The sequence below is a fragment of the Pseudomonas sp. WMBT8 genome (assembly GCF_050916005.1).
Classification (GTDB): domain Bacteria; phylum Pseudomonadota; class Gammaproteobacteria; order Pseudomonadales; family Pseudomonadaceae; genus Aquipseudomonas.
In genome coordinates this window covers 4,188,428-4,202,148 of record NZ_CP188096.1, presented here as the reverse complement: position 1 = coordinate 4,202,148, position 13,721 = coordinate 4,188,428, and the positions used below count along the sequence as shown (strand labels likewise).

General features: G+C 61.3%; 14 protein-coding genes. 10 read left to right on the top strand and 4 right to left on the bottom strand.

The window, feature by feature from the left end; translation table 11 throughout:
- Positions 1 to 21: 21 nt before the first annotated feature.
- Positions 22 to 612 carry a cysteine hydrolase family protein gene (locus tag ACO77H_RS18865; protein WP_172314028.1) on the bottom strand — a complete coding sequence of 197 codons (591 nt, stop codon included), beginning with the start codon at positions 610 to 612 and terminating at the stop codon, positions 22 to 24.
- Between the two features lie 239 nt (positions 613 to 851).
- Between ACO77H_RS18865 and prmB the strand changes: the two genes are divergently transcribed.
- Positions 852 to 1,760 (top strand): 50S ribosomal protein L3 N(5)-glutamine methyltransferase, encoded by a 909-nt coding sequence (prmB, locus tag ACO77H_RS18860; RefSeq protein ID WP_169952800.1) that lies wholly within the window; start codon positions 852 to 854, stop codon positions 1,758 to 1,760.
- 123 nt (positions 1,761 to 1,883) lie between these two features.
- Here the strand turns inward: prmB and ACO77H_RS18855 are convergent, their stop codons facing one another.
- Positions 1,884 to 2,687, bottom strand: coding sequence for a hypothetical protein (locus tag ACO77H_RS18855; RefSeq protein WP_169952798.1), 804 nt, complete (start codon positions 2,685 to 2,687; stop codon positions 1,884 to 1,886).
- Between the two features lie 100 nt (positions 2,688 to 2,787).
- Entirely contained in the window at positions 2,788 to 3,750 is a 963-nt protein-coding gene (locus ACO77H_RS18850; protein ID WP_170057021.1) for an alpha/beta hydrolase, read from the bottom strand.
- A 142-nt stretch (positions 3,751 to 3,892) separates the two neighbouring features.
- On the opposite strand from ACO77H_RS18850, the gene aroC reads away from it, so the two are divergent.
- The 4 genes from aroC to ACO77H_RS18830 all read left to right on the top strand — a co-directional run bounded on the left by aroC (position 3,893) and on the right by ACO77H_RS18830 (position 7,252).
- A complete protein-coding gene (gene aroC / locus ACO77H_RS18845; protein ID WP_170042763.1) occupies positions 3,893 to 4,984 on the top strand; it encodes a chorismate synthase in 1,092 nt (363 codons plus the stop codon).
- A 10-nt stretch (positions 4,985 to 4,994) separates the two neighbouring features.
- On the top strand, positions 4,995 to 6,143 hold the full coding sequence (locus tag ACO77H_RS18840) for an MFS transporter (RefSeq protein WP_169952792.1): 1,149 nt from the start codon (positions 4,995 to 4,997) through the stop codon (positions 6,141 to 6,143).
- A 46-nt stretch (positions 6,144 to 6,189) separates the two neighbouring features.
- On the top strand, positions 6,190 to 6,735 hold the full coding sequence (locus tag ACO77H_RS18835) for a 1,2-dihydroxy-3-keto-5-methylthiopentene dioxygenase (RefSeq protein WP_169952790.1): 546 nt from the start codon (positions 6,190 to 6,192) through the stop codon (positions 6,733 to 6,735).
- Positions 6,736 to 6,949: 214 nt separating this feature from the next.
- On the top strand, positions 6,950 to 7,252 hold the full coding sequence (locus tag ACO77H_RS18830) for a response regulator transcription factor (RefSeq protein WP_169952788.1): 303 nt from the start codon (positions 6,950 to 6,952) through the stop codon (positions 7,250 to 7,252).
- A gap of 53 nt (positions 7,253 to 7,305) precedes the next feature.
- Here the strand turns inward: ACO77H_RS18830 and ACO77H_RS18825 are convergent, their stop codons facing one another.
- The gene (locus ACO77H_RS18825) at positions 7,306 to 7,584 is read right to left on the bottom strand and encodes a DUF3509 domain-containing protein (protein ID WP_038447301.1); all 279 of its coding nucleotides are present in this window, start codon (positions 7,582 to 7,584) and stop codon (positions 7,306 to 7,308) included.
- Positions 7,585 to 7,934: 350 nt separating this feature from the next.
- On the opposite strand from ACO77H_RS18825, the gene ACO77H_RS18820 reads away from it, so the two are divergent.
- The 5 genes from ACO77H_RS18820 to ACO77H_RS18800 all read left to right on the top strand — a co-directional run bounded on the left by ACO77H_RS18820 (position 7,935) and on the right by ACO77H_RS18800 (position 13,699).
- Positions 7,935 to 9,761: a long-chain-acyl-CoA synthetase gene (locus ACO77H_RS18820; protein WP_432754428.1), complete on the top strand. Its 1,827-nt coding sequence runs from the start codon at positions 7,935 to 7,937 to the stop codon at positions 9,759 to 9,761.
- 109 nt (positions 9,762 to 9,870) lie between these two features.
- Positions 9,871 to 10,386 (top strand): ankyrin repeat domain-containing protein, encoded by a 516-nt coding sequence (locus tag ACO77H_RS18815; RefSeq protein WP_170057023.1) that lies wholly within the window; start codon positions 9,871 to 9,873, stop codon positions 10,384 to 10,386.
- Positions 10,387 to 10,427: 41 nt separating this feature from the next.
- Positions 10,428 to 10,958 (top strand): hypothetical protein, encoded by a 531-nt coding sequence (locus tag ACO77H_RS18810; protein ID WP_170057024.1) that lies wholly within the window; start codon positions 10,428 to 10,430, stop codon positions 10,956 to 10,958.
- Between the two features lie 67 nt (positions 10,959 to 11,025).
- Positions 11,026 to 11,217, top strand: a complete 192-nt coding sequence (locus ACO77H_RS18805; RefSeq protein ID WP_003172956.1) for a PLDc N-terminal domain-containing protein — start codon at positions 11,026 to 11,028, stop codon at positions 11,215 to 11,217.
- 394 nt (positions 11,218 to 11,611) lie between these two features.
- Positions 11,612 to 13,699: an LTA synthase family protein gene (locus tag ACO77H_RS18800; RefSeq protein WP_170057025.1), complete on the top strand. Its 2,088-nt coding sequence runs from the start codon at positions 11,612 to 11,614 to the stop codon at positions 13,697 to 13,699.
- Positions 13,700 to 13,721: the final 22 nt, after the last annotated feature.

The following is a 13,721-nucleotide window of genomic DNA, read 5'->3' as shown; positions in this document are numbered from 1 at the left end:
CGCCGCTCATCGACAGGGCGATCAGATCAGATCTTGGGTCAGGGCGAGGGTGGCGAAGTTGTCGGCCATGATGGCCATTTCGGTCTGCTGGACATGTTCGGCGCTGAGGATGCCGCCTTTGTAAGGCAGGTCACGGGTGGCGCAGGCGTCTTCGACCAGGGTGCAGCGAAAGCCCAGGTTCTTCGCCGCGCGCACGGTGGTGCTGACGCTGGAGTGGCTCATGAAGCCGCAGACGATCAGGTCCAGGGAGCCCAGGTCCTGCAGGGTTTTTTCCAGGAGCGTGCCGTGGAAAGCGCTGGGCAGCAGCTTGCCGATGATGGTTTCGTCAGCTTGCGGCTCCAGGCCGGGGATGAACTCGCCGCGCTCGCCCTGGGGGTCGAACAGGCCACCAACGGTGCCCAAGTGGCGGACATGCACGATGGGCCGCCCGGCCCTGCGTGCGGCAGCGCTCAGTTGCTTGATATTTTCTACGGCGGCGTCCATGCCTGACAGGGCGAGCGGGCCGCTCAAATATTCTTTCTGGGCATCGATGATCACAAGGGTCGCGTGGCTCAAATTGGCCGGTGCGTAACCGCGACCGCTGAGTTGAAACATCGTCTTTGGAACGGACATTCTGGGGCTCCTGTGAGTGGGGCTTTTGCGACATTGTCCTCTGGCTGAGCGGTTCTGTGAATCGCTACTAACGTAAGGTGCGCCGTTGTTGGCCTACAGCCATGTCAAGAGGGACTGCGGTGTAACAGAAAAACCTTGAATCAGGTTAAATCCGACGTGTCGCAAAGGTTTTTCATACATCGTCCGTACAGCTTAAGGCTGTTAGAATTGCCAGTCGTTTTTTCCTGGAGCTTGCCCCCGTGATCACTTCCCGCCTGCGCACCTTGCGCGACCATATCCGTTGGGCTGTCAGCCGTTTCCATGGGGAAGACCTGTTTTTTGGCCATGGTACCGACAATGCCTGGGACGAAGCCCGGCAATTGGTGTTGGGTGCGCTGCACCTGCCTTGGGAAATTGCCGACAGCTATTTGGACTGTAACCTCGAAGAAGAAGAGATTTCCCACGTACAGCGCCTGCTGCATCGGCGTATCCACGAGCGTGTGCCCACCGCCTACCTGTTGAAAGAGGCCTGGTTCTGCGGCATGTCGTTTATTGTCGACGAGCGTGTGCTGATCCCGCGCTCCCCGATTGGCGAGTTGATCGAAAACCGTTTCGAACCCTGGCTGGCCCAGCCACCGGCGCGCATCCTCGACTTGTGCACCGGTTCCGGTTGCATCGGCATCGCCTGTGCCTACGAGTTCCAGGAAGCCGAAGTGGTGCTGGGGGACTTGTCCTTCGAAGCGCTGGAAGTGGCCAACCAGAACATCGAGCGCCATGGCGTCGACGAGCGCGTGTACACCGTGCAGGGTGACGGCTTCGACGGTTTGCCCGGCCAGCGCTTCGACCTGATTGTGTCCAACCCGCCGTATGTCGATGCCGAAGACTTTGCCGACATGCCCGACGAATACCAGCACGAGCCCGAGTTGGGCCTGGCCTGCGGTGACGACGGCTTGAACCTGGTGCGCCGGATGTTGGCCGAGGCGGCCGACCATCTGAGCGAGAAGGGTTTGCTGATTGTCGAGGTGGGCAACAGCCAGGTGCACGTTGAAGCGCTGTACCCGGAAGTGGATTTTGCCTGGCTGGAGTTCCAGAACGGTGGCCATGGCGTGTTCATGCTGACGGCGCAGCAGTGCCGGGAGCATCAGGCGGTGTTTGCCTCCAGGGTCTAACCCGGTCCATGTAGGAGCTGGCTTGCCAGCGATGGCATCAACTCGGTGTAGCTGATACACCGAGTCGTCCGCATCGCAGGCAAGCCAGCTCCTACATTTGGTTTGATCAGTTAAAGCGTGTTGTCAGCGGTGCGTCGCAATCCAGATCAACAGCCCCGCCTGGAACACGGTGAACGCCACCAGGCAGGTGATGGTGAAACGCAGGCCGCTGTCCTCGCGCTTGAACTTGATGACCTTTTCTTCTTCGTGGCGCAGCTTCACTTCCTGCTCCGCCAGGTTCTGCTCAGCCTGTTGCAGCATCTGCGCGGCTTCGAGGATTTCCACGAACTGCACCTTCTCGGTGTTCCAGCTGTCCAGCACTTCGCTGACCTTGCCCGGCTGCACATGCCCCTTCAGATGCTGGACATCGGCATAGGCCACATCAAATCCCTGGATCCGCAAAAAGTGGTCGCGGCGCAGGCGGGTGGCTTCGTTCAATGCATCCTTGTTCGCCAGGTCCACGCCGTCGACGCGATAGTGCGACCACTTCTTTTTCGCCCATGCGGCACCCTGGGCCACCAGGAAGCGGCCCAGGCCTCGGTTGGCCGGCTCGATTTCCAGGCTGTTGCCCGGGCCAAAATGCACGCGGTGGGTGGCGTGGTCGACCCACACGTCCAGGTGATTCTGTTCGCGTCGCACCCGTTGGGCGGGTAATTGGATGACCATGCGCAGCAGGCTGTGGTCCTTGTTGTTGCGCTCGGCATAGCCAAATTGCACAAAGCGCAACGGTCGGGCGCCGGTGGCGCGGTCGGTGGCCAAGGGTGCCAGGCGCAGCATCTTGAAGTGTTCGGCCTCAACCTCTGCCCACGGCAGCGCAGCCGCAGCCGCCGCTTCGGTGTCGGCGGTGGTTTCGGCGGGAGGTTGTGGTACTGCTTCGGTGTTCGTCATTCGGCGCGATCCTGTCCAAGCCCAGCAAGTCGACAGGCTTTTTGCTGTCGACCCTGTGCTTATCGGCCGTTTTCTCCAGGACTGGAGGGGCAATAGTCGCTTATCGGGGGCGAAGTCCGTCGATAAAGCCAACCAGGCGCCTGCCCAGCGCATCGGCGAGGGGCAACTGCGGGTCGTTGTAGGAGCTCAATTGCTGTTTCACATCGTTGGGTACGATGCGCATCACGTGGTTCATGCCGGGGATCACCGCCAGTTCTGCGTCGGGTTTGGCCTGCTTGAGCCTTTCGGCATCGGCCACTCCCACTTGCAGGTCGGTGGTGCCCTGGACGATCAGGGCCGGCATCGTCAAGCGGGCGAACGCCGCGGCGGGGTCGGCACGAAACAGGCTGATCAGGTATGGCTGCACGCTGGGACGGAAAATCCCTTGCAGCGGGCCTGGCACATCGGCATCCACCTGGCCGGCCTTGAGTCGATCAAGGATTTGGTTGCTGCGCAGCAGCAGGGCCGGCGGCATGTGATCTGCCAGTTGCTGGCGAATCACCTGGTCTACCGGGCGGGCACTGCCGGACAGGGAGATCACCCCGGCAGGCTCGAGTTCAGGGGCGGCGAGGGCAGCCACCAAGGCGCCCTCACTGTGGCCCAGTACCACCAGGGGGCCGAAACGTGGATCGGCCTTGAGCAATTGGCCCCAGGCCACCGCGTCGGCCACATAGGCGTCCAGGGTCAGGTTGCGCTCGTCGGGTGTGGCCTTGAGGCTGGCGGCCACGCCGCGTTTGTCGTAGCGCACGCTGGCAATGTTATGCCGGGCCAGGACCCAGGCCAGGCGCTTGAGGCTGTCGTTGCGTGCGCCTTCGGCGCTGTTGCCGTTGCGGTCGGTGGGGCCGGAGCCGGCGATGATCAGCACCACGGGCACCGGTTTGTCAGATTGGGGTAGCAACAGAGAGCCAAACAACTCGCCGCTGCCGGTGTCCAGGCTGATGGGGCGTTGCAGCACCACAGGGCTGGCGGCGTGAGCGACGGTACAGAACAGGGTGAGGGTGAACAGCAAAACTCGCAGCATCATCGCGCCATCATGAGGAAGGTGCCGGTTGGACCAACGTCTACCGGGAAGGTTTCGAGGATGAACTACTGGGTGAGCCTGCGTATACTGGCGCGCTTAGTTATCACGGTTGAGTTGATTCAACTGATTTCACGGAGCGCTCTGCATGTCCGGCAATACCTACGGCAAGCTGTTCACTGTCACCACCGCGGGCGAAAGCCATGGCCCGGCGTTGGTCGCCATTGTCGACGGCTGCCCGCCCGGCCTTGAGCTGTCCCTGGACGACCTGCAGCGCGACCTCGACCGCCGCAAGCCTGGCACCAGCCGCCACACCACCCAGCGCCAGGAGCCCGACGAAGTCGAAATCCTCTCCGGCGTGTTCGAAGGCCGCACCACCGGCTGCGCCATTGGCCTGCTGATCCGCAACACCGACCAGAAGTCCAAGGACTACTCGGCAATCAAGGATCTGTTCCGCCCGGCCCACGCCGACTACACCTACCACCATAAATACGGCGAGCGCGACTACCGTGGCGGTGGCCGCAGTTCGGCGCGGGAAACCGCAATGCGCGTGGCCGCCGGGGCCATTGCCAAGAAGTACCTGGCAACCCAGGGCATTGTGATCCGTGGCTACATGAGCCAGTTGGGCCCGATCGAAATCCCGTTCAAGAGCTGGGACAGCGTGCAAGACAACGCCTTCTTCAGCCCCGACCCGGACAAGGTGCCGGAGCTGGAGGCCTATATGGACCAGCTGCGCCGTGACCAGGATTCGGTGGGCGCAAAGATCACCGTGGTCGCCGAAGGGGTGATGCCGGGCCTGGGCGAGCCGATTTTCGACCGCCTGGACGCCGAACTGGCCCACGCGCTGATGAGCATCAACGCGGTCAAGGGCGTGGAAATCGGCGCCGGTTTCGCCTGCGTGGCCCAGCGCGGCACCGAGCACCGCGATGAGCTGACCCCAGAAGGTTTTGTCAGCAACAATGCGGGCGGCATTCTTGGCGGCATCTCGTCCGGCCAGCCGATTGTGGCGCACCTGGCGCTCAAGCCGACGTCGAGCATCACCACGCCGGGGCGCTCCATTGATGTGCATGGCAACCCGGTGGACGTGATCACCAAGGGCCGCCATGACCCGTGCGTTGGCATCCGCGCCACGCCGATTGCCGAGGCAATGATGGCCATTGTGCTGATGGATCACCTGCTGCGGCACCGTGGGCAGAATGCCGATGTGCGTGTAAGTACCCCGGTACTGGGCCAGCTGTGACGGTCTGACCGTGACCGCACTCCCGTACTGGCGACTTTCCAGCTTCTATCTGTTCTATTTCGCCCTGCTGGGGGCGACGGCGCCGTTCCTGGCGCTGTACTTCCATCATCTGGGGTTCTCCAGCGCGCGTATTGGCGAGTTGGTTGCAATCCCGATGCTGATGCGCTGCGTGGCCCCCAATATCTGGGGCTGGCTGGGGGACTACACCGGTCGGCGCCTGGCCATCGTGCGTTTTGGCGCGGTGTGTACGCTGCTCAGTTTTTCGCTGATCTTTGTCAGCCAGAGCTACGCCTGGCTGGCGCTGGTGATGGCCCTGCATGCGTTCTTCTGGCACGCGGTATTGCCGCAGTTCGAGGTCATCACCCTGGCGCACCTGCAAGGCCAGACCTCTCGCTACAGCCAGGTCCGCCTGTGGGGTTCGGTGGGGTTCATCCTCGCCGTCGTCGCCCTGGGGCGGCTGTTCGAGGCCCTGAGCCTGGATATCTACCCGGTGGCGATCGTATTGATCATGGCCGGTATCATCGGTGCCAGCTGGTGGGTGCCCAATGCCCAGCCGGCTGCCACGGGCGAGCGCGGTGCCGGCGACGGCTTCCTGCGGCAACTGCGCAGCCCAGGTGTGCTGGCGTTTTATGCTTGTGTCGCCTTGATGCAAATGAGCCACGGCCCGTACTACACCTTCCTCACCCTGCACCTGGAAAGCCTCGGTTACAGCCGTGGCGTGATTGGTCTGTTGTGGGCCCTAGGCGTCGTGGCGGAAGTGCTGATGTTCATGGCCATGAGCCGGATTCTCTCGCGCTTTTCGGTGCGCCGGGTGCTGGTGGCCAGTTTCCTGTTGGCGGCGTTGCGCTGGTTGCTGCTGGGCGCGTTCGCCGAGTTCCTGTGGGTGCTGCTATTTGCCCAATTGCTGCATGCTGCAACCTTTGGCAGCTTTCATGCAGCGGCCATCCAATTTGTGCAGCGCAGCTTCGGTGCGCGCCAACAAGGTCAGGGCCAGGCCCTTTACGCCGCGCTGGCCGGTACCGGCGGCGCGCTGGGCGCCTTGTATTCCGGGTATAGCTGGAACCAGTTGGGGCCGACCCTGACCTTCAGTATCGCCAGCCTCGCAGCCCTGGCCGCTGCGTTGATCATGGCGCAGCGCTTGCCCGAGGAGCGGCCGTGAGCCCGGCCCATCATCTGCAGACTCTTACCGCCCGAGGACCCTTTTTATGAGCATTCTTTGCGTTTATCACGTTTCTACCCCGGACACCCCGAACAAGGTCCTGACCCACGCTGACGATATTGCCTCGACCCTGGCCGAGCAGGGCGTGGGTTTCGAGCGCTGGCAGGCGAGTACCCGTGTCGAGGCCGGCGCCAGTGCGGCCGAGGTGAGCGCAGCGTACCAGGCGCAAATCGACACCTGCATGACGGCACACGGTTATGCGCAGGTGCAGGTGTTGAGCGTGAGTCGCGAGCATCCGCAAAAGGATGCCGTGGCTGCAGGTTTGCGCGACGAGTATCGCCATGATGCCGACGAAATCCGCCTGTTTGCCGCCGGGCGTGGGTTGCTCGGCTTGCACATCGACGATTACGTGTACACGGTGCTCTGCGAAAAACACGACCTGCTGCGCATCCCTGCCGGCATGCCGCGCTGGTTCGACTTGGGGGAAGAGCCGCGCGTGGTCGCGATCAGCCTGTTCCAGACGGCGTCCGGGGCCGTTGCGCAAGTAAGCGGCAGTGACATCGCCCAACATTTCCCTGGGTTGGATGATTGACGTTAGTTCACTCTCCGAAAACTTATTCAATACACCTAAGTTGGAAAAGTTTGTGGGAATGGGCTCTATAGTTTGTAAGTTCCAGCTATTTGTCTGTGGGTCGATGTGTTAATCCCAGGCTTTATGTAACTCTCCCGTCGCTGTGTATTTCGTCTGTCAATAGGAGGAATCCGATTATTGGCAGTGCAAATCAATAAGAGACGGAGAGGTATGTATGAGCAGCCCAGAGGAGCCAACCCCATCCGTGGAGCCTGCGGCAGACGAAGCCTGTGTACAGGCATGCGACGGCCAGGCCGGCGGCGCGCAACTGGCGTTGCCGGATAAACCGTTGACCGCCAAGGAGTTGGAAATACTGCGCTGGGCCACGGAGGGCAAGACAGTGTGGGAAATCAGCCGGATCCGCTGTGTCTCACAGGCCACGGTGAAGTTTCATTTGCGCAATATCTACAGCAAGTTGCACGTCAATAACCGGGTCCAGGCGGCAAGCGAAGCGATCCGGCGCGGTTTATGCGGGTAAAAAAAGGGCCGTGAAGCGCAACGGCTTCACGGCCCTGGGAAACAAGCTGGTACTCAGGCCGAGTGGTAGGTCGGCAGGGCAAAGCGGTGCTGGCTTTGCAGCATCGAAATCTGTGGCAACTCGCTGGCCTGTTCTGCCAGGTCACGGCGGATCGCGCTAATGACCCAGGTCAGTTGGTCGGCGGTGTGCAGTTGCTGGTACGAGATCGAGCGCTTGATCTGCTTGCCCTCGGTGTTGCGCAGGGTCAGCAGGATGCCACCGTCGGGACGTGGCTGGGTGGTGACGTCGTAGTTGGAGAATACAGAAGCGAATTTGTCTTGGATCAGGCTCATGTCTATCGGCTCCATTGGCTCGTGTTGTGCGGCATGGAGTGATAGGTGCAGTGATTGTGCCAGTATCGCTATTTATAAAAACATCATATAAATCAGCATCTTATAAAAATTCGAAATTTTCAGATTCGTGCAATATGCATGAATGGCCATCGTGCATCCTGCATTTTGCGCTATTGGCCGCTGACGAGCGGTGCTGGCGTTCACCTCTGGGCGGGATACAAAACATTGCAAATCCTGCGTGTACAGCCAAGGAACGGCTGGCGTATTTTCCTGCAAGGCATTCAGGAACGGTCCTACGCCGCATGAAGGCCCGCGCACCCTACCAACAATAAGAAAAAGGACTTCTGTGCATGAGCAATCCGAACAGCGAGATGATCACTCTCGGCATGATGTTGCGTAAGGTGCCGACCATTGTCCGGGCCCTGCCACGGTTGGTGCGCGGGATCCGCGTCGCCAACATCACTGACCCCGACCAGCCCTGCGGTCTGGGCTGGACCTTCGAGCAGGCTACCCAGAGCAACCCCGAGGGCGCCGCGCTGCTATATGGCGACCAGGTGCTCAGTTACCGCCAGGCCAACCAGCACGCCAATCGCATCGCCCATCACTTGCAGGCCCAAGGCATTGGCAAGGGCGATGTGGTCGCCCTATTTATCGAAAACCGCCCCGAGCTGTTGCTGACTGTACTGGCGGTGGCCAAGATCGGCGGTATCTGCGCCATGCTCAACACCGCGCAAACCCAGGCGGTGCTGGTGCATAGCCTGACCCTGGTCAACCCCGTGGCGATTGTAGTCGGCGCCGAACTGGTCGAGGCCTTCGACGCGGTGCGGGGGCAGGTGGCGATTGATCCGCTGCGTACCTGGTATGTCGCCGATCAGCAGGCGGCGCCGGTGCCCCAGGGCTATATCGACCTGATGGCCGCCAGCGCGGACTGCTCGACGGATAACCCGGCCAGCAGCCAACAGATCTACTTCAACGACCCCTGCTTCTATATCTACACCTCCGGCACCACGGGCTTGCCCAAGGCCGGCATCTTCAAGCATGGCCGCTGGATGAAGTCCTCGGCCAGCTTCGGCACCATTGCCCTGGACATGGGTCCTGAAGACGTCGTCTATTGCACCCTGCCGCTGTACCACGCCACCGGGCTGTGTGTGTGCTGGGGCTCGGCGATTGCCGGCGCGTCGGGGTTTGCCATCCGGCGCAAGTTCAGCGCCAGCCAGTTCTGGGACGATGTGCGCAAATTCAACGCAACCACCCTGGGTTACGTCGGCGAGTTGTGCCGCTACCTGATCGACCAGCCGCCCAGCGAGCGCGACCGCGACAACCGCGTGGTGAAGATGATCGGCAACGGCTTGCGTCCTGGTGTGTGGGGGCCGTTCAAGGAGCGCTTTGGCGTCGATCATATCTGCGAGCTGTACGCGGCCAGCGACGGCAATATCGGCTTCACCAACGTGCTGAATTTCGACAACACCATCGGCTTTTCCCTGATGCACTGGGCGCTGGTGGACTACGCCCACGACACCTGCGAGCCGATCCGTGGCAGCAATGGGTTTATGCGTGAAGTGCAGAAGGGCGGCCAGGGCCTGCTGCTGGCCAGGATCGACGACAAAGCGCCGTTCGATGGCTACACCGACCCGGAAAAGAACCGCAAGGTGGTGTTGAGCGATGTGTTCGAGAAGGGCGATCGCTATTTCAACACCGGCGATCTGTTGCGCAGTATCGGCTTTGGCCATGCGCAGTTCGTCGACCGCCTGGGCGACACTTATCGCTGGAAGGGCGAGAACGTCTCCACAACCGAAGTGGAGAACATCTTTATGCAGCACCCGCAGATCACTGAGGCGGTGGCCTACGGGGTGGAAATCGCCAACACCAACGGTCGTGCCGGGATGGCCGCGATTACCCCGTCCGAATCCCTGGCCACCCTGGATATGCAGGCGTTGCTGCAGTTCGCCCAGAGCCAGATGCCAGCCTATGCGGTGCCGCTGTTCCTGCGGATCAAGGTGAAGATGGAAACCACCGGCACCTTCAAGTACCAGAAGGTGCGGCTCAAGGAAGAAGCGTTCGACCCGGCCCGGGTTGGCGACGATCCACTGTATGCCTGGCTGCCGGGTACGGATGCCTACGTACCGGTAACCGGCCAGGTGCTGGCGGATATCCAGGGTGGAAAGTATCGCTACTAAGGCACTTGATAGAGTCTGGCTATCGAAGCTTTCGATAGAAAAGGGGTGACAGGCGTGGCGCTGCTCGGGAAACTGACGGCCTTACGCCACACCCTCCAGGGAGCCGCTGATGTCAGATCAAGCCAAACAAATGACCGAAGAAGAAGCCGCCGAATTTGCCGAGCAGGTCTTCGACGTCGCCCGTCGAGGCGATGCCGCCATGCTGGCCGCGCTGCTGGCCAAGGGCTTGCCGGTCAATCTGCGTAACCACAATGGCGACACCTTGTTGATGTTGTCCGCCTACCACGGGCACGCCGAGGCGGTGAAGGTGCTGCTGGAGTTCAAGGCCGACCCGCAGATCGCCAACGACAAGAACCAACTGCCGATTGCCGGCGCGGCATTCAAGGGCAACCTGGCGGTGGTCAAGGCATTGATCGAAGGCGGCAGCCCGGTTGACGGCGCTTCTGCCGATGGCCGCACGGCGCTGATGATGGCGGCGATGTTCAACCGTACCGAGATGGTCGAGTACCTGCTCAGCGTCGGGGCCAACCCCAAGGCCACGGATGCCCAGGGTGTGACCGCGCTGGGTGCGGCCCAGGCCATGGGAGCAGCGGATACGACGGCGCAGTTGCAAAAACTGGTGTAGGCTTTGCGCCCTCAAAATCAGCCTCGCCACAGGATTCGCCCATGAACACCGCGCTCGTCGAACTCATCACTAAAATCAGTTCCGGTTGCCTGGGCGACGCCGAGATCGTGCGGATCGCCGATGAGGCCAGTCAGGCCTACGCCGATGCCGATGGATTCCTGGCGGCCAACCCCGATATCAACTACGACGACAGCTTCCCCATCCCCCTGGGCGAGTGGATTGTGGTGGGCAGCCTGCCGGAGACGGTGCTGTTCCAGGCCGATACCTACCAGGACCTGTTCGCCCAGATCGTCGCCTCCTTTGGCCCCGACGTAGCGTTCAACCTCAAGCCCAAGCAACTGGCCAAGACCGAAGCCCTGACGGCGCTCAATCGCATCCAGATCCAGCTCGACGCCATGAACCCGGAAAACGGCGGCTATACCCTGATGAACTTCAGCCAGTTGCTCGATGACGAGATCCAGGCGGTGTTGGTATATGGCAACGACGTGTCACGGGTGCTGGCGTTGTGTGCCGAACTCGGGATCAAAGGCGAACCGTCCCTGGAAGCCCTGCGCATCGCAGTGCATGTCTGAAATAAAACGGAACCCTCGTCAGGGCTGGCTATCCTAAACAGGCAAACCCTCACTTAGGAGCGACACCATGGGTTCCACATTTAATGGTCTGATCGGGTTGATCATCCTGGCGCTGGATATCTGGGCGATCATCAACGTGTTCAAAAGCGGCGCCAGCACCGGGGCCAAAGTGTTGTGGATCCTGTTGATCCTGCTGTTGCCGGTACTGGGCCTGATTATCTGGGCCATCGCCGGGCCACGGGGCAATGTGCGGATCTGACCCTCAGCGGGTACAAGCAGATATAAATAATGTGGGAGCGGGCTTGCTCGCGATAACGGTGTGTCAGCCAATCAATCTGGTACTGATACACCGCTATCGCGAGCAAGCCCGCTCCCACCTTTAATTACGCTGTGTTCTGTAGATTTGTGTTTCGAGATATTCGCTGCACAAAATTTTCACACTTCATCCAAGACAATTCCCCCGCTTTATTTTCCTGCCACGGTCCGTCTGTGCCGCCAGGAGCCCTGCGCAATGAGTAATCAATAGCGTTGCCGACGTTGATCGGGCACCATCTGCCCACCGCGTAATACCCTGGACCCTGCGCTTTTATTGGCGGGGCAGGACGCCGCTGCATTATTTCGCAACTTAAACTTCCAATGGGTCCTCAAACAACATGGCAAACCCGGACGCCCTGAATCAGCAGCGAGCTGCTAGTCGCCTGCTGCAACCGACCGTCAAATCCCACCTGGCCTACACGCTGCTCTGCGCCCTGGTCATGATGGTGATGCTTTCCCTGCTGCGCCTGGGACTGTTGGTGTACAACCGCGACATGATGCTCGACACCCCGGCCGCGACCTTCCTGGAAGCGTTCGCCAATGGCCTGCGCCTGGACTTGCGCCTGGTGGTGTACCTGAGCATCCCGCTGATCCTGGCCCTGTTCAGCGTGCGCGCCATGGCCGCCCGCGGGTTCTTCCGGCTGTGGCTGACCGTGGTCTCCAGCATTGCGCTGTTCCTCGGCCTGATGGAGATGGACTTCTACCGCGAGTTCCACCAGCGCCTCAACGGCCTGGTCTTCCAGTACGTCAAGGAAGATCCGAAAACCGTGATGAGCATGCTCTGGTACGGTTTCCCGGTGGTGCGCTACCTGCTGGGCTGGGCCGTGGGTACGTTTATCCTGAGCATCGCCTTCAAGGGCGCCGACCGCGCAACGCGCCCCCGTGGCCCGTTCAGCGGTGGCACCGTCGGCACCCGCCAGGTCGCGCCGTGGTACAGCCGCATCGCGGTGTTCGTGGTGTGCCTGCTGATTGCCGTGGTCGCCGCGCGCGGCACCCTGCGCCAGGGCCCGCCGCTGCGTTGGGGTGACGTGTACACCACCGACTCGAACTTCGCCAACCACCTGGGCCTCAACGGTACGTTGTCGCTGATCGGGGCGGCCAAGGCGCGGTTCTCCGAGCACCGCGAGAACGTCTGGAAAGCCACCCTGGAGCAGCCGCTGGCCACCCAGACCGTGCGCGACATGCTGGTGCTGCCTGACGAAAAACTGGTGGATACCGACACTGCCGCCGTGCGCCGTGACTTTACGCCACCGGCCGAGAAGACCCTGCCGATCAAGAACGTCGTGGTAATCCTGATGGAAAGCTTCGCCGGTCACTCGGTGGGCGCCCTGGGCAGTGGCGGCAAGATCACGCCGTACTTCGACGAGTTGACCAAGGAAGGCCTGCTGTTCGACCGCTTCTTCTCCAATGGCACCCATACCCACCAGGGCATGTTCGCCACCATGGCCTGCTTCCCGAACCTGCCAGGCTTCGAATACCTGATGCAGACCCCCGAAGGCAGCCACAAGCTGTCGGGCCTGCCGCAATTGCTCAGTGCCCGTGATTTCGACGACGTGTATGTCTACAACGGCGACTTCGCCTGGGACAACCAGTCGGGCTTCTTCAGCAACCAGGGCATGACCAACTTCATTGGCCGCAATGACTTCGTCGACCCGGTGTTCTCCGATCCGACCTGGGGCGTGTCCGACCAGGACATGTTCAATCGTGGCCTGCAGGAACTGAAGGCACGCGAAGGCGGCAAGCCGTTCTACGCCCTGCTGCAAACCCTGTCCAACCATACGCCGTACGCCTTGCCGACGCCGTTGCCGGTCGAGGCGGTGACTGACCGTGGTCGCCTCAACGAGCATTTGACGGCCATGCGCTACTCCGACTGGGCCCTGGGCCAGTTCTTCGAGAAGGCCCGCAAGGAGCCGTACTTCAAGGACACCCTGTTTGTGATCGTCGGCGACCATGGTTTTGGTAACGAGCAACAGATCACCGAAATGGACCTGGGCCGCTTCAACGTGCCGCTGCTGCTGATCGCACCGGGCGTGCAGGACAAGTTCGGTGTGCGTGACCACACCGTGGGCACGCAGATCGATATCGTGCCGACCATCATGGGCCGCCTGGGCGGGGAAACCCGCCACCAGTGCTGGGGCCGTGACCTGCTCAACCTGCCGGAAGGCGACAAGGGCTTTGGCGTGATCAAGCCCTCGGGCAGCGACCAGACCGTGGCCTTGCTCACCGCCGACCGCGTGTTGGTACTGCCCAAGGAAATGCCACCCAAGCTGTGGCAATACGAACTGGGCGCCAATCCAAGTGGCAAGGTGATCCCTGAATCGGCGGATGAGGCGCAACTCAAGCAGAAACTTGAGTCGTTCCTGCAAACCGCCACCAAGAGCCTGCTGGATAACACCGCAGGCGTAGTGGACGGCAAGCCGGACTAATCGTCCGGCAATAAAAAAGAGG